Origin of the sequence: Psychromonas aquimarina ATCC BAA-1526, assembly GCF_000428725.1 — a bacterium.
GTDB classification, from domain to species: Bacteria; Pseudomonadota; Gammaproteobacteria; order Enterobacterales; family Psychromonadaceae; genus Psychromonas; species Psychromonas aquimarina.
This window is the reverse complement of record NZ_AUAM01000014.1, coordinates 119,318-140,138: the sequence shown is the minus strand read 5'-3', so window position 1 is coordinate 140,138 and position 20,821 is coordinate 119,318. Positions and strand designations below refer to the sequence as shown.

Genomic DNA, 20,821 nt, shown 5'->3' with positions numbered 1-20,821 from the left:
ATGGGAATACATTTCATCTGGATTGGTTTGCAGGGCAATATCCAAAGAACCACAAACTTCTTTAATAGAACGATTACGCATCAAGCCCATCATAATAATGAGCCACATAGCTTGCTCTGCGGGTAAGCGACGTCGTCGAATGCTGGCTTTTTGAGTGCTAAATAATGCTTCTTCGATCCATTTAGCATCAATAGCGGTCAATACGTTGTCATATGAATCTTTGTTTTCAAATGATTCATAAACTAATTCCATTTCTTGATTAAACAAAAAAAATCCCCAACCTTAAATAAGATTGAGGATTATGATCTATCTGCAAGATCGTTCAAGTTTTCTTAAACGATCGGCATTATGCATTATGCAGGCATTTTTTAAACAGTTAAAAGCTGACTTTTTTATCTCCCTGATAAACCAGCTTCCCTTCAAAATAGGTCTGGCGGACAAAGGTTTTGTGGATCCTGTTATGCGGAATCTTAAACAGATCCTGACTTAGAACAACAAAGTTAGCTCGTTTCCCTGGTCTGATAGAGCCCAGCTCCTCTTCCATAAACATCGCATAAGCCCCGCCCATGGTGTAGGCATGAATCACCTGCGCCAGAGTGACTGCACTGTCTTTACCTAAAATAACATCGTTTTTACCTGCCCCCGGCGCGCGGCGGGTCACTAAGGTTTCTGCATTAATAAAGGGATCGGCTTGTGCCTGATTCCAGTCTGAGCCGATCGCGACATTGATACCCGCTCTTAGTGTCGGACCTAGCGGCCAAACGGTCTGCAGCATCTCTTTACCTAAATCAACCTCAGCCTGTTCAACAATCGGGCGGGGAAACCAGAACGACGGAGAAAACTCCATGATCACATTGTTGTACTTCATTCGGTCATGGTCATTTTGATCAACGATAACGTTATGAGCGATATGATTACGCAGTGCGCGCACTTTTTCGATGCCGTTTTCCTGCATTGAGGCTTCAGTTGCATTTAATACTAATTCAGCCGCTGCATCACCCGTTGCATGGACCATAACACTCAGTCCCATTGCATTATATTTAATCACTTTTTCGGTTAACTGTTTAGGCGGGATCATGGGCAGACCATGGTTATCCGAATCAGGGTAGGTATCCTTAATAAACATTGTCTGACCAAAAGGAACACCATCGGCTAATAGTTTAACTGAGTTTACCCGAACATGGTCGGTTTCATATGCAGCGCGGTTTTTAATCGTTTCTATATTGGAATACAGGCGATAGAAATCTTTTTCATAGGGGGAAACTGAGACCTGCATATTGAGTAACTGATCGTTATCCAGGCGTTTCATAGCACCCAGCCATAAATGATCCCCCTGTGCTATTTTTAAACCGGTAAAACCTAGAGAATTCAATTTAGAAAAGACCGTTTTTCCTGAATTATAAACTTGATCCTCGCTGTAATTCGGTGATTTTTCGAACACAGCCTGCATAGCTGTTTCATATAACAGGCCGTTTAACGAGCCGTCTGCCTCCCGGCCGTAATAACCGCCAACAGGATCTTCAGTGTCTTCAGTTATTCCGGCAAACTCGAGTGCTTTGCTGTTAGCAATGGCGATATGCCCGGTTTCATCTTCGATAACAACGGGTCTGTCGCTGACCACCGCATCTAAAAAGTCGGAGTTAAGTTTACTGTCGGTAAATGTTCCCCAGGAAAAAGCACCGCCCGTCAGCCAGGTTTTATCAGGATTCGCATCGGCATAATCTTTTATTTTTTTGGCAAATTCCTGCGGGGTTACCGGTACCCCCGCATTGTTAGAAAAATCCACGTCGGCCATTAACTGCGAGCGAATTGGATGGATATGAGCATCAATAAAACCAGGCATTACAAACTGTCCTTTAAGGTCAACAACCTTAGTTTTATCTGTTTTTAATTTTGTGACTTGTTCTGAGCTTCCGACAGAAACAATGCGGCCGTTTTCTACAGCAAATGCTTCAGCCCAGGGTTGAGAGACTTCGACGGTATAAACTTTGCCGTTTTTATAAATAGTATCAACAGCACTAGCGGGTATAGCCGCGAATAGTGCAAAGAGTGAAATCGTACCTGTAAAAATTTTTCTGGAATTGATTTTATTTTTCATAACTGCCCGTCCGTAGTGATAAAAATATTCATCACAACCGTAGCACTCTTTTGTTTTTTTACCGGTCGGCAGATGCCTTTCTGTGATGAATAATGTATTTGCACTGTTTAGAGATAAAGAGAGGAATTCTGCAGTTTCTAAACTTCATTAAAAACCTTAGTAACCTTTAATAAAAGTTAAACCGCTACACTTCAGTCTCAAAGTTAATACTTAAAGTCTGGAGATAGAAATGAAAAAATTAGCAGTAATCAGTACATTAATATTAGGTCTTGGTTGTGGTGCAGTTAATGCGGAGGGGCTGACCGGCATTCCTCCTGTTGAGCATCAATTTACATTAAATGACAGTGCTTCTGAATTTTTTACCGTTGAGGTTTCCGGCAGTAACTATCAGCGCGGCTTTCAGCAGGGGCAGGCACTGAAGCGTGTTATTCGTCCGACTATTAATCGTTTTAAATACGATATGATTAATGAGTTTTTAAAAATGGCCGGTACAGATTATAACTATCAGGACTACAAAAAATTCTTCTATGAACAGACCGGCCTGCTTAAAACAGCACAGGAGCAGGCTCCCGATTTAGTGGATGAAATTCGCGGCATTGCTGACGGTGCCGGCCTGCCTTTTGATGATGTTTTTGCCTACAACCTTAACTTCGATGAAACATTCTGGGTATTAGAAAAAATGACCGGTATGGATGCAATGCTGGCGATGGAGTTAGCAAACGAATTACCTGACGGTCACTGTTCAATGGGCTCGGTATGGAAAGACGGCAAAGCATCACTGGCTTATACATTAGACTGGACGCGTCATTTTGAGGGATCGCAGGCACTTATTAAGCATGTTAAACCTAACGGTGATGTATTGCTGATGACAACCTACGCGGGAACTTTGATCGGTCATGGTATTAATGCAACGCATGGTTACACTTTTACCCCTCACTCAAAATTCCAGATTGAGCATGATGTCGACCATGGTCTGGCACAAATCTTTATCTACCGTAAATTAATTGAAGCGGGCAGTACAGATAAGGCAATTGCTTACCTGCATAAAGTCCACCCGGCTGCCGGCCTGGGTTATACGCTGACAGATAAAAACGGTACACGTACTGTTGAAGTCTCTGCTAATAAAGCGGTTGAGTATAAAACTGACGGTAATTATATGGCGGTTGCAAATGTCGCCCGGGTTAATAACGATCTGTCCAGCTCTTACCGCCAGACATTAGGGCTGCAGGGGAAAGAGGTTGATATGAGCAAACTGCCTGCCCGTTACTGGAAATTTAATCATGACAGTACTGAGCGTGTGGATCTGATCACTAAAACAATTAAAGGTAAAACGCCGCAGCAGATGACCCCGGGCAAATGGCAGGAACTGTTTGTGCAGCATCCGATCAATAAACCGGTAAATGAAAAGATTGCGACTTCAAACCTGTGGCACACCGTTGAAATTGATAGTGAGTTTATTGAATACAATGTTTCTGCGGGTAATCCCGGCAATCTTGAGTTTGAAAACTTTAGAGTTAAATATAACTAATTTTACCTGGAATAAAGGAAGGGGAGCTTTGTCTCTCCTTTTTGTAAGGTTTACTAAACATAGTGCAGATGCCTAGTAATAAAGAGTTTGAAACAATGCCCTTGTTCAAAATTACTCAGGCTTTTAAACAGTAGGAATTATTATGAAAAAAACAGCGGCTGCTTTATCACTGTTAATCTCTTTTGGCGCTTTTGCTGACAGCAAACCGGATCCAAGTGATTTAACCTCAACTAACTCTTTTGCTTCCGGCATTGTTTCAAATGATGGAGAAATATCTGTAATGGGAGGCATTGCCGGCAGTTATTCACCTGGTAATAATTTTATCGGCCTGCTGGAGCATAAAAGTGCAACAAAAACCTCTGACGACGGTCGCCTTGCTCAGGATACCCGGCTTCGTTATTTCCAGGTCATTGATATAGACGCAGGTATTATGCCTCAAATTGGTTTTTCTGTTGATTATATGAAAAGCTGGAAAATGAGTGAAACTAATGATCAAAGTGCCGGCAGTGATATTGCCGCACTGGGGGCGATTGCTAAGATTAAAACTCCATGGGAAAGTTTTTCTCTGTTTCCAAATATCGCTTATGTGCAGGGGAAAGCTGAAGTCGGCAGTGCAGATGCAGAACTTGACCTTAAGGGCTATCAGGTTAATTTGTTCGGCTCTCTGGCCATTGGTAATTCCGGTGATTATCTTATTCTGCAGCCGCAGTACATGTTTTTAGATGCAGAAGCGCGAGACGGGAAATCTGCTTCCGGTGACGTCTGTACATTTAAAATGAAAAGCGGTTACGGCGCGCCGGTTGATGATGCGGGTAAATGGTGGGCTGAACTGAGCCATACCTATACACGAACGGATGCGCAGCTTTTTAGATTTGACGGTGCACAGTTAACGGATAATGATCACTTATTTGAGCTGGCAGTCTCTTATTATTTCTAAAAATATGGAGTTCGGCATTAGCGGGCTCTGCGGAGACAGAACCCTTTTTGCAGAGCTGATATCACTTTTTCTCGTATTTTTCTGACCACTCAGGAATTTCACGGGGATCGCCGAATGCTTTAAAAAACTTGATGCAAGACTGCGGAGCCCTGCAGTCCAGCTGGTCCTGGCACCACATATCCAGTTTATAGTGACTGGAATAATCAGTTTTCCAGGCATCATAAGCTAAGTGTGAATTAGCCCAGAATTTTGGATCCCAGCGGCCTTTTTCTGCCATCCAGGGGTATGAAGGTTTGCGTTCGACCTGAGCATAAACGCCGCTTGCAAGCAGGTTGAGGTACTTAACTATGGTATCGGCACCAATATCGGCAATGGTTAAACTGCTTAATTTTTTTAAGTCATCGCCAACTAATAAAGCGGCGCGGTTAACCAGAAAGTCGAGTTTTACCTCTTGAGATAACTCGTAGGCGATCCAGCCGAGACGTTCATCAAGAGTTTCGTAGAACTCCTGTTTCTGGACTTTTGACAATTTGTTATAAGCAATCATATTAGGGTGCTTTTTACCGGCATAAGCCTGCAGATGCGGATAGTCATCAAGCGCTTCTAAATTCTGTGCTAAAACAGTAAGTAATTTATCTTGTGAAACTATAAGCTGGCCCAGCTCGGAAGAGGCTTCTTTATTCATTTTATATAACCGCAGATGATTAACAATAGAAGGAAATTATAACGTACTATAAAAAACGCTGAAACTTTTATCATAATCAGCAGATATAAATAAGCAGAAATAAGAGCGGCACACTTAATTTACAATTTTTTATTAAAAGGATACCTATGAAACGTTTAATCCCATTATTATTTATTACTTTTCTTTCCGGCTGCTCCGTTATGGTGCCGGCAACTGTGACGACTTTATCAAGTATCAGTGCTGAAACTGACTTTGTTATGTCAAAGTATGACACTTTCACCAGCTCCGACGGCACTGAAGTAACTGTTCATGCAAGTACAATTAAAGAGGACAGATTTCTGGTGATGAGCAGCGACTATGTTTCTGTGTTTTCCAGCGCTGATCAAGCCGCGTTACAGAAGGCTGCTTTAGAGTACGCAAAGCAGGAAGGTTATGATGTTATATTAAGCAATCCAGTTGAGTATTATTACCACGGCACCAATGGTTATGCTTTTGATGTGACAGAAAAATAACAGTATAAAAAGTTCGTATAGACAATTAAGGTTCTTAATATTCAGATGATTTTTATTCAATTTGGGTATACAGGACCTTTTTTTTGCTTTTTTATGCTGATTGCGTTTGGTTCTGAAAAATCACTGTAGTATATTGAAATTCTCACTGGTTACTTTTTGCCCATATAATTAAATGTTTTTAATAACTGTTTGTAAATAAAAGGGGTTTAACAGATAAAACCAGAGAGGTACTTAATTCAGTTTCAATTTAAACTTATTCCTCTGCCTGTCTATGCTGTCGTGTTTGACGCAGAGAGATCATTTTACACCTGCAGTAAAAAGTAAGGGACATTATGAACAATTATAAAATAAGAGAAATTATTGAGTCCGACTGGCCGGCAATAATGAGAATTCAAAATGAAGCTTATTATTCAACCGCAGCAGAAAGTGAAGATGTACTCAGATCCAAACATTTAAGCTCTCCTTCAACCTGTATTGTTTGTGAAAATTCGGCTGGACAGGTAATAGGTTACGGTTTAGCACATGCCTATCCCAGTCACCAGGCGCCGCAAATGGGGGTAGTTATTGCTGAAACTATTACCTCTAATAATCTTTTTATTCATGATCTGGCCGTTGAAAAAAAATCACAGGGACAAGGTTTAGCTAAGGTTTTGTTTAATTATTTAAAATGCCTGGCTATCCAGTTTAATTATTCCAGTTTGTCACTGGTTGCTATTCAGAATGCGGATTCGTTCTGGTCAAAAATGGGCTTTGAACCTCTTACTCTGAAAAGCCTGGGCCCTTCCTATGATAAAAATGCTTCTTTTATGTTAACCCTGGTTTAATAACCCGGCTGCCGTACTCTCCGCTCTGTCTGGAAAGCATTAAATTTCAGTGAGCGGCAGATAATTTAACCGTTTTGTTTTTATTCTGCTGTATAGAAAAAGAGATCTGATATGAGCTGGATGCAGTTTATTATTGAATTACTGGATAAGATAACCTGGCCGCTGGTGCTTGTATTTTTCTTTATTATCATGCGCCAGCCTCTGTCTGCATTGATTCCTTTAGCAAAAAAAGTGAAATATAAAGAGTTTGAAGTCGAATTCAATCAGGAATTAAAAGCGCTTACTGAACAGGCACAGGGGGAGTTTCCGGAGTTTAATCTTGATAAAAAATCGCTGATTACTGCCTCGGCTGACAACCTGCCTAATTCTGCAGTATTAGAGGCCTGGAAAGAGGTTGATGATGCTGCTGAAAAGCTGATTAAGTCGTTAGATCAAAATATCGATCTTAATATTAGTACCCGCTATAAGCTGATGGAAAATATTCTGCTCAGTGAAAAAATAGTTGATAGTAAAAAAGGTAAATTGTTTAACGAATTGAGACAGCTGAGAAACAAGGTTGCCCATGCTAAAGATTTTGAGGTCGGTAAGACTCAGGCGCTGCAGTATATTGAGCTGTGTTTTGTACTGGCTGATCACCTTAATCGCCTGGCAGATAAAAGCGTCCGTTAAACAGCAGTTTTTTTAACTACAAGGCCGCCCTATGTATAAGTATTTAAATAATCTGATTTTTTACTTATTAAATTTAGGTAATAAATCATTTTTTTTAGGTGTTTACGGACTGGCTTTATTGTGGATGCTGTTCGTCTCTTTTATTGATTATTTTTTCTTCGCAGCTGCAGCTGAAATTCCTCCTGTCCTTAGTGATTCGGAGTTTACCCGCCTTGCTGTTTCCTCATTAATTGAAGCCCCGGTCTGGGAAACATTAATATTTCAGACGCTTATTCAGCGCTTATTACTGCAGGCGTATAATAATGTGTGCTTATCAATTACTGTTACTGCCTGCTTATTCGCTTTAATCCATTTAAGTAACTCAATAGTTAATGCTGTTATTATTTTCGGGCTTGGTTCCGCTTTAGCACTGAGTTATGAGTATGTACGTATGAGAGCCGGCGAGCGTAGTGCGTTTATTGTGGTGTGTGTCGCACACAGTTTATGGAATACCTTAGTGCTGTTTATTGTGCCTTTGGTTTTTACTCTGTTAGGTATCGAGGCCGCGGGTATTTAACTTAAAGCCTGTACTGAATAATGACAGCCGCTGAAAGCGATAACATACGGATTTCTCTGCATTCACAACTCTTACCTCATTTCCCTGTCTGATTACTCCAGTCTCGAAGGATAAGCTGTGCATCCGTTCGGCAGAATTAAAAAAACGTTTGTTTATCATGTTGTAAGTCTATTGAAAAATATAATTTTTAATATGCAGTTATTCTTTGCAAAGTGTGAATGCCGCAGCGCAAAAACTGCAATTGTAAATTAAGCTATAACTATCTAAATAATATAAAGAGACACTGTTTAGTGTAACTTTTTCCATAAATAGACGATGAATTAAAGGCGGCAGCTAATGACCGAAAGCTCTGCGAAGCATAACGTAACCTCAAACACGAGTAAGTTACCTTCGGTTATCACTCTGCTTACATTTATCTGCACTGTTGTTGCATTGTTCTTTTCTTATTACTCCTACCACACCATGCAGGAAGTGCAGAAAGCTAATGAAAACCGTTATCAGTCATTCTTATTAGCAGATCAGTTACGCTTAAGCTCGGATCAGCTTACTTTAATGGCGCGTACTTACGCAGTAACCGGTAATGAAAAGTATTTAGGTTTTTATAACGATATTTTAGCTATCCGCAACGGCACTAAAGCCCGCCCTGAAAATTATCACCGGGTGTACTGGGATCTGTTAATGCCGGAAAAAGGCAGTGCGCCCTTTGCGGACGGAGAAATAAATTCATTTAGACATCTGATGCACAAATTAGGTTTTACAGAGCAGGAGTTTGATTTTCTGGAAGCAGCCAAAAACACTTCAAACCAGCTGACGGCCATCGAGTTTGATGCTTTTATTGAGGTTAAAATCGGGCTGCAGAAAAAAGGTGATTATTTACAGTCTGAACAGCGTAAGAAAGCTTTGACCCTTTTATACAGTAATGAGTATTTTATTGAAAAAGCGAAGATCATGTCGGCAATTAATGATTTCTTCTATTTTCATGAGAGGCGGACTGATCAGCTGGTTGAGTCGATGCAGTTTCAGTATTACTGGGCAACAAATTCTGCACTGCTGTCTTTTGTGCTGCTGGTTATTCTGCTGCTTTACAGTCTGTATTTAAGTTATCAGAGCAAAGTTTTTTTTGTTCAAGAGATGAAGAAAGAGGTTGCTAAGCGTACTTTTGAACTGTTTGAAAAACGGGAACAGTTAAAAGTGGTTATTCAGGAAATGGAGCTGACCAAAAACCAGCTGGTGGAGTCAGAGAAAATGGCTTCTCTGGGGAGTTTAGTCAGCGGCGTTGCGCATGAGGTAAATACTCCTCTCGGGGTGAGCGTTACCTTAGCATCCCACCTTCAGGATGAAACAAATCGATTATCGGAAAATGCAGTCAGCGGAACACTAAAACGCTCTGAATTAGACAGCTACTGTATCGAAAGTATTGAAAACTGCACCATGCTTTTAGCGAATTTAGAGCGGGCGGCTGATCTTATCCGCAGTTTTAAACAGGTAGCAGTAGACCAGAGCAGTGCTGAGGTGCGCAAATTTAAGATTAGTGAATATGTGCATGAGGTATTACTGAGTTTACGCTCTAAGCTTAAGAAAACGCAGATTAAAATAAGTGTAGAAGTCCCGGAAGATGAACCTGAGGTGAAGACCTACCCTGGAGCGCTCGCACAGATTATCACTAACCTGGTGATGAATGCGCTGATTCATGCTTTTAAAAACGGCAGCGAAAAGGGAGTTATTCGCTTTAGTATTGAGTTTGAGCAGGATGATGTAAAACTCAGTGTTGCAGATGACGGAAAAGGCATGGAGCCTGCGGTCTGCGCTAAAATATTTGATCCGTTTTTCACCACGCAGCGCGGCAGCGGCGGGAGCGGTTTAGGTTTGAATATAGTTTATAACCTGGTTGTCCATCAGTTACTGGGGACGATCAGCTGCCGCTCAACTCTCGGGCAGGGATCTGTTTTTAATTTAAGGTTTCCAAAACGGGTAAATAATTAGGAGAGAGCTGTGGACTGGTTAGCAGAAGAAGATGATACTGAGATTGAGTTAGTGGTGAGCACCGAACACTGCAATATACTGATTGTTGATGATGAAGAAGATGTGCATGCGACAACCATATTAACCATGAAACGCTTTATGTTTGAAGGCAAAAGCATGCGTTTTTTTAGCGCTCATTCAGCCCAGGAAGCGAAACAGATTCTGGATCAGGACAGGCGGTTTTCATTGATTCTTTTAGATGTGGTGATGGAAACGGAAAATGCAGGTTTAGACTTAGCAAAATATATCCGCCAGGATCTTAAAAACAGTTTTACCCGTATCATTCTGCGTACCGGTCAGCCGGGAGTTGCTCCCGAGCATAGTGTTATTAAAGACTTTGATATTGACGGCTATAAAAGTAAAACAGAGCTGCGTAAACAGGATTTAGAATCTTCATTTTATACTTCACTGCGCGCCTACCGGGATATCTGCCAGCTCCAGAAGCACCGTGAACTTTTAGAGCAGGTAATTAATTCAATTGCAGATATCAGCCAGATTGGGGATCTGCTTAATTTTGCGGCCGCCGTTTTAGCTCAGATTGAGCTGGTGCTTAATTTATCCTCCACTAAGATGCTGATTGAATCTTCTGAAACATTTGCTATTTCGCAGATGGAAGACCGGCTGAATATGTTTTCTGCTAATGCGAATGTTATTCATGTCTTAGAGCATAGTGATATAAATCAGCTGCCAGACCATGAGCGGGATCTTTTCCTTAACGCGTTAAAAGTTAAGCATAACTTCCATGCCGGGCGCTATTACGTTTATTATCATCATTCCGAGCGCGGTTATGACACTATTTTTGCCTTTGAAACTAGACAGACCTTAGAAAAAGCAGAAGTGCGTATGATTGATCTTTTTCTGCGTAATGTGCTGCTGAGTTATGAGAATCTATTATTAGTTAATGCATTTGAGGAAACCCAGGAGTTAGCCATTACTTTGATGGGCGGCACAATGGAGTCACATTCCAAAGAAACCGGCGCACATGTTGTAAGAGTTGGTTTATATGCAATGCATCTGGCTAAGCTTAATGGTGAAACGGCGTATTTCTGCGAGCGTATCCGTCTGGCCGCCCAGCTGCACGATATCGGCAAAGTGGGCATACCGGATTCTGTTTTAAAAAAAGAGGGCAAGCTTAACGCACGAGAGTGGAGTGAGATGCAGCAGCATGTTAGTAAAGGCTGGGATATTCTACAGGGACTGGATAATTCCATTATAAAAATGGCCTCCAGCTTAGTGGCAGATCACCATGAAAAATGGGACGGAAGTGGTTATCCGAATGGGAAAAAGCAGCTTGAGATAAGTCTGGAAGGGCGGATCACAGCTATTGCAGATGTGTTTGATGCCCTGTGCAGTAAACGCTGTTATAAAGAGGCCTGGCCGTTAGATCTGGCTAGGCAGGAAATCTTGAACTGTTCCGGCAGTCACTTTGATCCGCAGCTGACCACTTTATTTATTGATAATTTTTCAGTGTTTGCCGATATTTACCAGCAGAATCCCGATTAACATCCAGCCTCTAAAAACCAGCGTATAGACGCTGGTTTCTGGTTTTTTCTATTAAAACTCGTAACGTAAACTTGCTGTTAACTCTGCACCTTTCTCTTTTGCCGCCATTGTCACACCAGAGCCGTTTACGGTAGAGTGATAGCCTTTATTATCTGAGTAGTTCAGGAATAGTGATGATTGAGTGGTTAAACGGTACTGCACCTCTGTTTGAATCGCATCTTCCACTTTTCGGTCCTGATCTTCAAATTTAAGGTAACGATAACCAGCACGCACTACCCAGTCACCAAAGTCATAAGCTAATCGAAAGTCTGCACCATCGGTAATAGCGTCAGAAGCATTTTCCAGCTGCATCTTTTCTTGAGCGTATGATGCACCAGCATATAGCCCTCCTAAGTAATAACGAGCACCAATACCGTAAGTCTGGTAGTTTGAAACCCCTGTATCAAGGAAGTGTTCTGAGTTTTTATCAGCTCTGGTACTTTGAAACATTGCTGACGGCTGTAACGAACCCAGCTTACCCATATCAATGTTATAACGAGCTGCAAAGTTATATCCTGATTTTACTGAGGTATTAGCAATAAAAGCACCCGCTACTTCAAGGTCACCCAGCTCATTTCGATACTGCAGTGTGCCGTTTTGACGGAAGATCAGTGCGGAGCTGCTGTCAACTGTGCCTGCGTGATAACCGGCAACGGGGTCTCCACCCGTAGAGAAGATATCACCGATATCAGAAAACATTGTTACTCCTGAGAGAACACGACCCGTTTCTATACGACCGTAATCATGAAAGTCTAGACCAGCCCAGGCATAACGAACTTGCCAGTCAATACTGGCACTATCATCAGTTGGCACCAGTTGATACTGCAGCAGACCGATAAGAGATACGTTTTCATTGATAGTTTGACTGCCGTTTAAGCCGAATCGAGAATTTGTTGAGCCTAAGTATTTACTTTCACCGGTAGCACTTTTATTTTCATCCTGATACTTGAAGTCACCCTGCATACGCGCATAAAGATTAATAAATGAGCCGTCTTCAGTTTCGTATATCTTGGCAGCATTAGCTGCGCCTGAAGCAAGTAAAGCAGGGAATAGAGTAATAAGTAATTTTTTGTTCATGGTGATACCTTAGTTTTATAAGTTATATTTAATCCATGTTAATGAGCGCAGAAAGTCCCTTTCTATGCTTTTCAGGCTGCAGAAATCCCGCCTTAGTAAAAAGGAGTAAAAAAGGGATTATCTTCTGCTTCTGCCGGCAGAGGAGAGCGCCGGCAGGGGACTTATCGGTTTAGCTGTTTAAAAGATGCTTATGCACTTTAATCACAACTTTTTTAAGCGCTCCGGGCTTATTAATCAAACATCCCGGTTTATGGGGCTGCTCGGGAAAGAAAACAGCAAACATTTTAGGGGACAGATTTATTTCACTGACTTTATTGATGCTTTGAACAAGATAAAAATCATTGTCAGCGTCGTAAGACTGAGCGACGGGACAGGTCGAATCTTCTAAACAGAACTCAATTTTTTCTTCTCCTGAGATCAGGCACTGCACATCAATATATTCTTTGTGTACTTCAGCTTGTTTGTCGGCAGCATCAGCCGTTGTAAAGGTCATTACGTTAGCAAACATAAACTCGCCGTCAATTTCATGGCGTCCTAGGCTTAATTCCTGTAAATCACTGTTGTTTAGAAAAGCTACCGCTTTTTGAATGGCGCCGGGCAGCTGCTGATTGTGCTGTGTATCTTCAATATGGCCAAAAATCATAATCGTACTCTCATTAAAGAAGGTTTAAGCCTTACTACTCAAACCTTCATTAGTAGGGGAAGTTAAACTCGTGCGCGTTTACCGACGGTCAGCTCTTCTGCAATTTCTGAATCTTTATTATTTTTAAACAGCGGCGCTGTTAACACTCCGACAATCACCACCATTAAGGTTCCGATAACGCCGTAGAAGAAGAAGTTTAAATCGGTTGCCGAGCGAACCCACAGCACCGCGGCAATACTTGCCGCTACACCCGCTAATGCACTGCCGGCATTAGCTGTGCGGAAGAAGATACCGAGCATAAACAGACCTGTCATCGGACCGCCCATCAAACCTAACAGGCTGTTGAAGGCATCCCAGATTTCACTCTCATTAGACATAATCAGGTAAGTTGAAGCGGCAACACCTAATAAACCTGCGGTTACTGTGATAATACGGCCGACTTTAAGGTTATTCTCCGGTGTTGTCTGCTTGTTGATTTTTCCGTAAATATCCGAGGTAAAACATGCTGCTATACTGTTCAGGCTGCTGGAAATGCTTGACTGTGAGGCTGCAAAAATAGCCGCGATAATTAACCCTGCAACACCTGCCGGCATTTGTGAAATAATGTAGAAAGGCAGAATTCCGCCGGTATTAAAGTTATCCGGTAACAGCTGCGGCTGCTGCGAGTAGTATGCAAATAAAGCTGAACCTACCGCGAAGAAGAAGATCGGTACACAGGCAACTAGTTTTGCATTAGTAATAAGCGCTTTTTTTGTCTCTTCAATATTATCCGTCACAATGTAACGCTGCACAACGTCCTGGCTTGCAGTGAACTGCTGCAGCGAAGCAAAGAAGAAACCAATCATTAATACCGGAATGGTACTTTCTGTCCAGCTCCAGCTGAACTGCTCCGCAGGGAAGTATTTATCTGCTTGAGCGGACATCGAAAATATTTCCACAATCCCGCCGTCGACATTAAAACAGATAACTACAAAGATAAGAATGGCCGCCGCTGAAAGCATTACACCCTGAATAACATCGGTCCAGATAACCCCTTCAATACCGCCTAGAAAAGTATAAATAATGCACAGTACGCCGATTAAGAAAACAATCGTCAGCGGGTTCATATCAATAAACGGCATTAAAGCAAGTGCGGTTAAATAGGTGACAATAGCAATACGGCCGATATGGAAAAGCATAAATGACATGCTGCCGAATAAACGCATTTTTACATCAAAGCGGCGCTCTAAATATTCATAAACAGATGTTAAATTCAGCTTGCGGAAAAAAGGAATATAAAACCAGAATACGATAGGTAAAATTGCAATCGCAACATACTGACCGATTAGAAATGTCCAGTCATCAGTATAAGCTTTAGCCGGGATAGACATAAAAGTAATTGAGCTTAAAGTTGTTGCAAAAACACTGAAGCCGGCCGCCCATCCGGGAATACGCCCTCCGGCTTTAAAATAATCATCGGCCGATTTCTGGCGTTTGGCAAAATAAACCCCGACGCCCATAATGGCTGCCAGATAGATAAGCAGTGCAAAGTAATTTAATGAACCAAATGCGCTTGTTTCCATGATCAAAAGCCTCTTTAAAATTATTAATGATAAAATTAGTTTATTTTTGTAACGACAGCGCCCACTGCGCAGCGCCTATCAGCCCTGCATCTGCACCGCATGCTGCTGTAGACAGTCTGCTCTGATGTGCGGGGGGAAATTCGTCAAGGCAGTGCCGCACCAGTTCAATGTAACCTGGGGCAAGGCCGATACTGCCGCCTAAAACCACCTGCTCAACATCTAAGGTGATGCTCAAGTCGGCAACTAAATTCGCGATAGTCTGCGCCGAGCGTTGAATGATTTTTTGTGCCTGGGGATCCTGTTCAAGGAATTTTTTATAAACGTATTTACCGTCACAGTGCTCACCCCAGAGCACCTTGCCGGCATTGCCGATAGCTGTGCCTGAAGCAATACTTTCAACACAGCCGCGTCGTCCGCAGCCGCAGCGCGAACCGTTCGGGTCGGCTAAAACATGACCTGCATGTCCGGCAATACCTCGACTGCCGGTCAGCAGTTTATTATTGATAACAATGCCGGCTCCCACACCAGTGGAGATGGTGATAAATGCCATATTGCTGATATCTTGTGGTAATGATTTATACTCAGCCCAGCCGGCCGCCTGTGCGTCATTAATCACATAAACTGGACGTTGACTGATTTCCTGAACTTTACTTTTTAGAGGGTAATTATTTAATCCCCCCAGATTAACCGGGTTGAGTGCGCCTAATATGCCGTTGTGGATAATGCCGGTGGAGGCGACTGCGATAAAATCAGCATCTTTGTCAAGCCCGCTTATCAGCTCTGTCAGTGCCTCATCCATTGCTTCCGGCCGGGTTGAAGAGGGCGTTTTTATCTGGGTGAGGTAAGAAATTACACCGTCACAAATAAGCGCGGCGGCCATTTTTGTACCGCCGATGTCAATAGCTAAGCAACTGTTCATGCTGCATCTCCAGTTTGTGTATTGCGGCCGGATTCAACCTGCTCTTTGAACCAGGCGCAGATATGTTCAATACGTGTAATGGCTGAGCCGACAGTGACCGATGACGCACCGGCTTCAACTGCTTTACGGGCAAGTTCCGGTGAGTTGTAGCGGCCCTCTGCCATAACAAAACACCCCTGTGCATTCAGTTTAGTCACTAGTGATAAATCCGGCTCCGCGGGAACCGGGCCGCCGGTATAACCAGATAATGTTGTACCGATAATTTCAACACCCAGTCTCTGGCAGTAAATACCTTCTTCGAAGGTCGAACAGTCGGCCATTACCAGGCAGCCCTGCTTTTGAATTTCCTGTACTAAAGTGCGGACAGCAACGGGACGCGGACGGTGAGTTGCATCAATGGCAATGATATCTGCACCCGCTTCTTTTAATGCAGCAACATCTTCAATAAAGGCAGTGATACGGATATCTGAATTCTCAAGGTCACGTTTTACTATGCCGATAATCGGTACACTGACATGGGGCCTTACCGCCTTTAGATTATTTATACCTTCAATTCTTAAAGCGGCGGCACCGCCTGCAACACTTGCCTGCGCCATCGCGGCGACAATTTCCGGTGAATCCATAGGTCCGAAATCTACGGGCTGGCATGAAGCCACAAACCCTTTTTTTAAGGTATTAAGGCAATTATTCACTGTAGTTAAACTCCAATACTTATTGTTGTTGTGTGAGTGTGGCTCCATAATGCTCTTGGTGGAGTGAAACTTCAATGTGGTGCTGTGTGAATTTTGAGCTGGATCTCATTATTTGTTTTTCATTGTTGTTTTCGTTTTTGTGCGAGAACTCGCTCAGTGCTATGTTTTATGGTGTACGGCGTGCTGTTGTGTGTTTTTTGAATGCTGTTAAATAGTAATCATAAAATTTAAACTGGTGGAGTCAAACTCCTTTTTGTTGTAGTTTAACGGCTGATTAGTATTAAAAGTGTCTATTTTATTTAAAGTGTTGGAGTGAAACTGTATGCCTATTAGTGCAAAAAAAATGTTACCGGCTTTTGCGTTAACCAATGTTGATGTATTTGATGGAGATAAAATTCTGAATAATCAGGTAATTGTGGTTGAAGGGCAGACGATTAAATCTGTTGCTCCGATGCACAGTGTAACTTCGCTTCCGGAAATACAGATAGCATCACCGGGTTTATTAGCGACTGCCGGATTTATTGATCTGCAGTTAAACGGCTGCGGCGGTGTGTTATTCAATAGTGCAATTGAAGAGAAAACCTTAACGGTAATGAATCACACTAATTTAATTTCCGGAACAACACAGTATTTACCAACACTGGTAACAAGCTCGAAGGCTGACTTATGTAAAGCGGTTGAACTTGTTGAAGGGCTGAAAAATCCAGAGAATCAGGGGATTCTTGGTCTGCATCTTGAAGGGCCGTTTATTAATAAAGAGAAAAAAGGGGCGCATGCGCCGCTGCATATTAGAGAGTTTGACAGCGAAGCGGTAGAGTATTTAAGTCAGCACCAGCAGGTTATAAAAGTGCTGACTGTGGCTCCGGAATGCGTACCCCAGGAGGTGCTTAATAAGTTAACTGCCGCAGGTTTTTTTATTTCCATGGGTCACACTAATGCAACCTATGAACAGCTGGAAAATAAGCAGGGTATTGTGATGGCAACGCATCTATATAATGCCATGTCGCCTTTAACATCTAGAGAGCCCGGGGCAGTTGGTTATGTTTTAAATTACCGTCCTTATACCGGGATTATTGCTGACGGTATCCATAGTGATTTTGCCGCCGTGCGTTTAGCGCATGAACATTTAGGTGAACGGTTATTTATGGTAACCGATGCGGTTACTCCCGCCGGTACTGATATAACAGAGTTTGATATGGCAGGCACGCCTGCATTTGTGAGTGAAGGAAAATGTCATTTTGCGGACGGCACCATTGCCGGAGCAAGCATCACCATGATTCAGGGGATTCACAATCTGATTAATAAAGTCGGATTAAGTCGTGAAGAGGCTTTAAGAATGGCCAGTTTATATCCAGCTCAAGCGGTTAATATGGCGCACCAGTATGGGCGGATTAAAGCGGGTTATAAAGCAAATATTACTCTGTTAAACGCTGATAATGAAGTTAACAGCGTGTATCAGATGGGCAGGCACTTTAATCCATAAGCTTGATTAATGTTTATTTTAACAGGGCCTGAGTGGTTTTCAGCTTTTTACTTTGCGCATAGGAAACATCACGTTTAACTAGTGATGTATAAATTAAATCGAGTATAAATAACTGCGCTATTTTTGTGCCTATTGAATCTCCTTGAAGCTGGCCTTGGCGGTTACCGTTAACTAATACAAAATCTGCAAACTGAGTAATATCAGAGCGGGGATTATGGGTTAAGGCGACCGTTACTGCGCCGGATTCTTTTGCTATTTTAATCGTTTTAGTGGTTTCATCTGAATTTCCCGAATGACTGATACCCACTGCAATATCACCCGGCTGTAATAAACTGGCTTTCATATACATGAAATGGTTATTAGTTAACGCATCAACATTAAGCCCGATGCGCATAAATTTATGTTTTGCATTTTCAGCTGCTAAACCCGATGAGCCGACGCCAAAGAAATATATGGAAGGCGCATTACTAATCAGCTCAGTTACTTCCTCAAGGGCACTAAAGTCCAGCAGGTTAATTGTTTCAGACAGGACATTATCAATGGTTGATTTTAGTTTCTGTCCGATAGTTTCAGCATTATCTGCGGCTGTTACATCGGTATCAAAAATCGATTTTTCCTGCTGATTCAGGTTAGACAGTTCAATGGCCAGTTCCATTTTGAAGCCTTGAAATCCTTTAAATCCCAGCGTGCGGCAAAAACGTATGATAGTTGCTTCGCCTGCATTAACTGTTTGTGACAGCTCTGCAATTGATAATTGGCTTACCTCAGAAGGATTGCTTAATACGTAATCGGCAATTCGTTTAGATGACGGGGTAAGGCTGTTATATAAACTTCCAATTGTATCCAGCACTTTTCCTGCTTTGATAGAGTCTTTCTGCTCCGACATAATTAAGTCCTGATAATGTAATAATATATAAATTAATTTTCGCATGACTTCAGCAGTTTGTGAAGTGGAACTCCAATTATATAAATAACTGCTCGGTAAAAAATGCAGTTCTCATAAAATGCGCTTAACTATAGCAAAAGACAAGCCTGCAGCTGAGCTGTTTTACTCTTAACTGTCTTAGTGTAATTATGGTGCAGATCACATTTTGTTTTGAAATTGAGCACAAAACACTTTTATTTAGTTGTATTATGAAATTTTACTCCATATATTGGTTTTACTCCGAATTGGTCGGTAACGCTGGAGAAAATCTCCACTAGTTGTTTAAGGTAAAATCCTATGAAAAAGTTAAGCGGTTTAATTGCAGCGCCACATACCCCTTTTGATCACAACCAGCAGGTGAATTTTCCCGTGATTGATCAAATTGCAGCACATCTTATTAAAGACGGCGTTAAAGGAATTTATATATGCGGTACAACGGGTGAAGGCATCCACTGCAGTGTTGAAGAGCGTAAAGCTATTGCTGAGCGCTGGGTTCAGGCTTGTGCAGGCAAGATGGATATTATTGTTCATACCGGCGCTTTAAGTATTGCTGATACATTAACGCTTACACGCCATGCAGATACATTAGATATTTTAGCTACTTCGGCAATCGGACCGTGTTTTTTCAAGCCGGCATCGGTTAGTGCTTTAGTTGATTACTGCGCGGCGGTTGCGGCAGCGGCTCCTTCTAAAGGTTTTTATTATTACCATTCAGGCATGTCTGGTGTAAATCTTGATATGGAGCAGTTCTTAATCGAAGCTGAGTCACGTATTCCCAACTTATCCGGCCTTAAATTTAACAGCGGTGATTTATACGAATACCAGCGTTGTTTACGTGCCTGTGATGGCAAATTTGATATTCCTTTTGGTGTTGACGAGTTTCTTCCCGGTGCATTAGCACTTGGTGCAAAAAGTGCAGTCGGCAGTACTTATAACTATGCGGCACCGCTTTTCCATAAAATTATTGATGCCTTTAATGCAGGTGATCAGGATACGGTATTTAAAGGGATGGATAATGTGATTGCTCTGATCCGTGTCTTAGTTGAATTCGGCGGAGTTGCTGCCGGTAAAACTGCAATGCAGTTACACGATATCGATGCCGGTGATCCTCGCTTACCATTATCGCCTTTAAGCGCAGAGCAGAAAGCACTGGTTGTTGAGCGAATGAGAGCTGCTGATTTTATTAATGTTTAAGATTGGCGGATAAAACAACAGATTCACAGCCGCTGCAAGCAGCGGCTTTTTCCTGCCCGCTTTAAACTGCTGTTAAGATTTATCATCTGCTTTCTGTATTAATAGACGATAAATGTTGTGACGGAGCTTTGTTTTGAGCTTTTTCCTCCCTTTTTTTGCAGCCTTAAGAATGTTATGTTCAGAGCATCACACAGGATCCTTGTGCAGGAGTGAAAATGGCTGATTATCAATTTTTTAAACATAAGATAAAAAATACAGTTGTATATTTAGATGTTGATTCTGCGGCTTATTACCATGAGAAAGGACTGTTGATTGAGCAGGGCTTTGCAATTCAAGATGATATATTTCAAATTCCGGCTATTGAAGAGGACCTGAACAAATCACAAGATACAGTTATTGAATCCTTTGTACGTTATGGAGCAGGACGTTCTAATCTTGGACGGTCTTAGCGCTTTAACCTTAATCTGCACTCAGAGGGTCTATTTATGAAATCACCAGACAGGGAAACGGTCAGCAGACTGGATCAGCTGCCGAATATCGGCAAAGCGATTGCGCGTGATTTAGCAAAAATAAATATAACCCACCCCAGACAGTTGATCGGTCAAGATGCTTTTGAGCTTCATAAGCAGCTTTGCGAACAGCTGGGCTGGCGTCAGGATTACTGTGTGATTGATGTTTATCTGTCTGCAATTGACTATATGGAAGGAGGAGAAGCAAAACCCTGGTGGTTTTATACCAGGCAGCGTAAAGAGCAGATGTCTTAATATGCTAGTCTGTACGTTTCATCAGTGATCGGCATTTCGGTAAACTTCTTTTTTAATCTCTTTGCGTAAAATAATCAAAGCTATGAAAATTATCCCTATCTCCAGTGCACAGACATTAGCTGTTCATCATCAGGTTTTATGGCCTGATAAATGCGTTTTGATTGGTAACGGGTATATTCTGGACCTTCT

The 20,821-nt window shown here is 42.1% G+C and carries 21 protein-coding genes; 12 read left to right on the top strand and 9 right to left on the bottom strand.

Features of this window, described 5'->3' with window-relative positions; translation table 11 throughout:
• Positions 1 to 267 (bottom strand): transposase domain-containing protein (locus G337_RS0106245; RefSeq protein ID WP_211235784.1); only part of this gene is annotated, 267 nt, incomplete at its 3' end.
• Positions 268 to 376: 109 nt separating this feature from the next.
• On the bottom strand, positions 377 to 2,098 hold the full coding sequence (locus G337_RS0106240; RefSeq protein ID WP_028863124.1) for an amidohydrolase: 1,722 nt from the start codon (positions 2,096 to 2,098) through the stop codon (positions 377 to 379).
• A 229-nt stretch (positions 2,099 to 2,327) separates the two neighbouring features.
• Between G337_RS0106240 and G337_RS0106235 the strand changes: the two genes are divergently transcribed.
• Together G337_RS0106235 and G337_RS0106230 are read left to right on the top strand one after the other, a co-directional pair.
• Positions 2,328 to 3,626, top strand: coding sequence for a C45 family autoproteolytic acyltransferase/hydrolase (locus G337_RS0106235; RefSeq protein ID WP_028863123.1), 1,299 nt, complete (start codon positions 2,328 to 2,330; stop codon positions 3,624 to 3,626).
• Between the two features lie 142 nt (positions 3,627 to 3,768).
• A complete protein-coding gene (locus tag G337_RS0106230; protein ID WP_028863122.1) occupies positions 3,769 to 4,563 on the top strand; it encodes a hypothetical protein in 795 nt (264 codons plus the stop codon).
• Between the two features lie 61 nt (positions 4,564 to 4,624).
• Here the strand turns inward: G337_RS0106230 and G337_RS0106225 are convergent, their stop codons facing one another.
• A complete protein-coding gene (locus tag G337_RS0106225) occupies positions 4,625 to 5,248 on the bottom strand; it encodes a hypothetical protein (RefSeq protein ID WP_028863121.1) in 624 nt (207 codons plus the stop codon).
• A 146-nt stretch (positions 5,249 to 5,394) separates the two neighbouring features.
• Here G337_RS0106225 and G337_RS0106220 point away from each other — a divergent pair, with 146 nt between their 5' ends.
• The 6 genes from G337_RS0106220 to G337_RS0106190 all read left to right on the top strand — a co-directional run bounded on the left by G337_RS0106220 (position 5,395) and on the right by G337_RS0106190 (position 11,334).
• A complete protein-coding gene (locus tag G337_RS0106220) occupies positions 5,395 to 5,760 on the top strand; it encodes an OmpH family outer membrane protein (protein ID WP_028863120.1) in 366 nt (121 codons plus the stop codon).
• 332 nt (positions 5,761 to 6,092) lie between these two features.
• Positions 6,093 to 6,584: a GNAT family N-acetyltransferase gene (locus tag G337_RS0106215; protein WP_037027131.1), complete on the top strand. Its 492-nt coding sequence runs from the start codon at positions 6,093 to 6,095 to the stop codon at positions 6,582 to 6,584.
• Between the two features lie 111 nt (positions 6,585 to 6,695).
• Positions 6,696 to 7,253, top strand: a complete 558-nt coding sequence (locus G337_RS0106210; protein ID WP_028863118.1) for a HEPN domain-containing protein — start codon at positions 6,696 to 6,698, stop codon at positions 7,251 to 7,253.
• Between the two features lie 31 nt (positions 7,254 to 7,284).
• A complete protein-coding gene (locus tag G337_RS0106205; protein WP_028863117.1) occupies positions 7,285 to 7,809 on the top strand; it encodes a CPBP family intramembrane glutamic endopeptidase in 525 nt (174 codons plus the stop codon).
• A 336-nt stretch (positions 7,810 to 8,145) separates the two neighbouring features.
• Positions 8,146 to 9,792, top strand: a complete 1,647-nt coding sequence (locus G337_RS27605; RefSeq protein WP_051303007.1) for a sensor histidine kinase — start codon at positions 8,146 to 8,148, stop codon at positions 9,790 to 9,792.
• A 9-nt stretch (positions 9,793 to 9,801) separates the two neighbouring features.
• Complete coding sequence (locus G337_RS0106190) at positions 9,802 to 11,334, top strand: HD domain-containing phosphohydrolase (RefSeq protein WP_028863116.1); 1,533 nt, start codon at positions 9,802 to 9,804, stop codon at positions 11,332 to 11,334.
• A 51-nt stretch (positions 11,335 to 11,385) separates the two neighbouring features.
• On the opposite strand, the gene G337_RS25705 is transcribed toward G337_RS0106190, so the two are convergent.
• From G337_RS25705 to G337_RS0106165, 5 genes are all read right to left on the bottom strand, one after another.
• Complete coding sequence (locus G337_RS25705; protein WP_051303005.1) at positions 11,386 to 12,450, bottom strand: porin; 1,065 nt, start codon at positions 12,448 to 12,450, stop codon at positions 11,386 to 11,388.
• A 169-nt stretch (positions 12,451 to 12,619) separates the two neighbouring features.
• A complete protein-coding gene (gene nanQ, locus G337_RS0106180; RefSeq protein ID WP_028863115.1) occupies positions 12,620 to 13,093 on the bottom strand; it encodes an N-acetylneuraminate anomerase in 474 nt (157 codons plus the stop codon).
• 62 nt (positions 13,094 to 13,155) lie between these two features.
• Positions 13,156 to 14,655 (bottom strand): sodium:solute symporter family protein, encoded by a 1,500-nt coding sequence (locus G337_RS25700; protein ID WP_051303003.1) that lies wholly within the window; start codon positions 14,653 to 14,655, stop codon positions 13,156 to 13,158.
• A 40-nt stretch (positions 14,656 to 14,695) separates the two neighbouring features.
• Positions 14,696 to 15,574 carry an N-acetylmannosamine kinase gene (locus G337_RS0106170; RefSeq protein ID WP_028863114.1) on the bottom strand — a complete coding sequence of 293 codons (879 nt, stop codon included), beginning with the start codon at positions 15,572 to 15,574 and terminating at the stop codon, positions 14,696 to 14,698.
• Complete coding sequence (locus tag G337_RS0106165) at positions 15,571 to 16,266, bottom strand: N-acetylmannosamine-6-phosphate 2-epimerase (protein WP_028863113.1); 696 nt, start codon at positions 16,264 to 16,266, stop codon at positions 15,571 to 15,573. The genes G337_RS0106170 and G337_RS0106165 overlap by 4 nt, the downstream gene beginning before the upstream one ends.
• Before the next feature lie 322 nt (positions 16,267 to 16,588).
• Between G337_RS0106165 and nagA the strand changes: the two genes are divergently transcribed.
• The gene (gene nagA, locus G337_RS0106160; RefSeq protein ID WP_084605299.1) at positions 16,589 to 17,749 is read left to right on the top strand and encodes an N-acetylglucosamine-6-phosphate deacetylase; all 1,161 of its coding nucleotides are present in this window, start codon (positions 16,589 to 16,591) and stop codon (positions 17,747 to 17,749) included.
• A 13-nt stretch (positions 17,750 to 17,762) separates the two neighbouring features.
• Here nagA and G337_RS0106155 read toward each other — a convergent pair whose 3' ends face one another.
• Positions 17,763 to 18,635 (bottom strand): MurR/RpiR family transcriptional regulator, encoded by an 873-nt coding sequence (locus G337_RS0106155; protein WP_028863111.1) that lies wholly within the window; start codon positions 18,633 to 18,635, stop codon positions 17,763 to 17,765.
• 336 nt (positions 18,636 to 18,971) lie between these two features.
• Here G337_RS0106155 and G337_RS0106150 point away from each other — a divergent pair, with 336 nt between their 5' ends.
• From G337_RS0106150 to G337_RS0106140, 3 genes are all read left to right on the top strand, one after another.
• Positions 18,972 to 19,868 carry a dihydrodipicolinate synthase family protein gene (locus G337_RS0106150; RefSeq protein ID WP_028863110.1) on the top strand — a complete coding sequence of 299 codons (897 nt, stop codon included), beginning with the start codon at positions 18,972 to 18,974 and terminating at the stop codon, positions 19,866 to 19,868.
• A gap of 215 nt (positions 19,869 to 20,083) precedes the next feature.
• Entirely contained in the window at positions 20,084 to 20,317 is a 234-nt protein-coding gene (locus G337_RS0106145) for a hypothetical protein (protein WP_028863109.1), read from the top strand.
• 36 nt (positions 20,318 to 20,353) lie between these two features.
• Complete coding sequence (locus G337_RS0106140; RefSeq protein ID WP_028863108.1) at positions 20,354 to 20,632, top strand: helix-hairpin-helix domain-containing protein; 279 nt, start codon at positions 20,354 to 20,356, stop codon at positions 20,630 to 20,632.
• Positions 20,633 to 20,821: the final 189 nt, after the last annotated feature.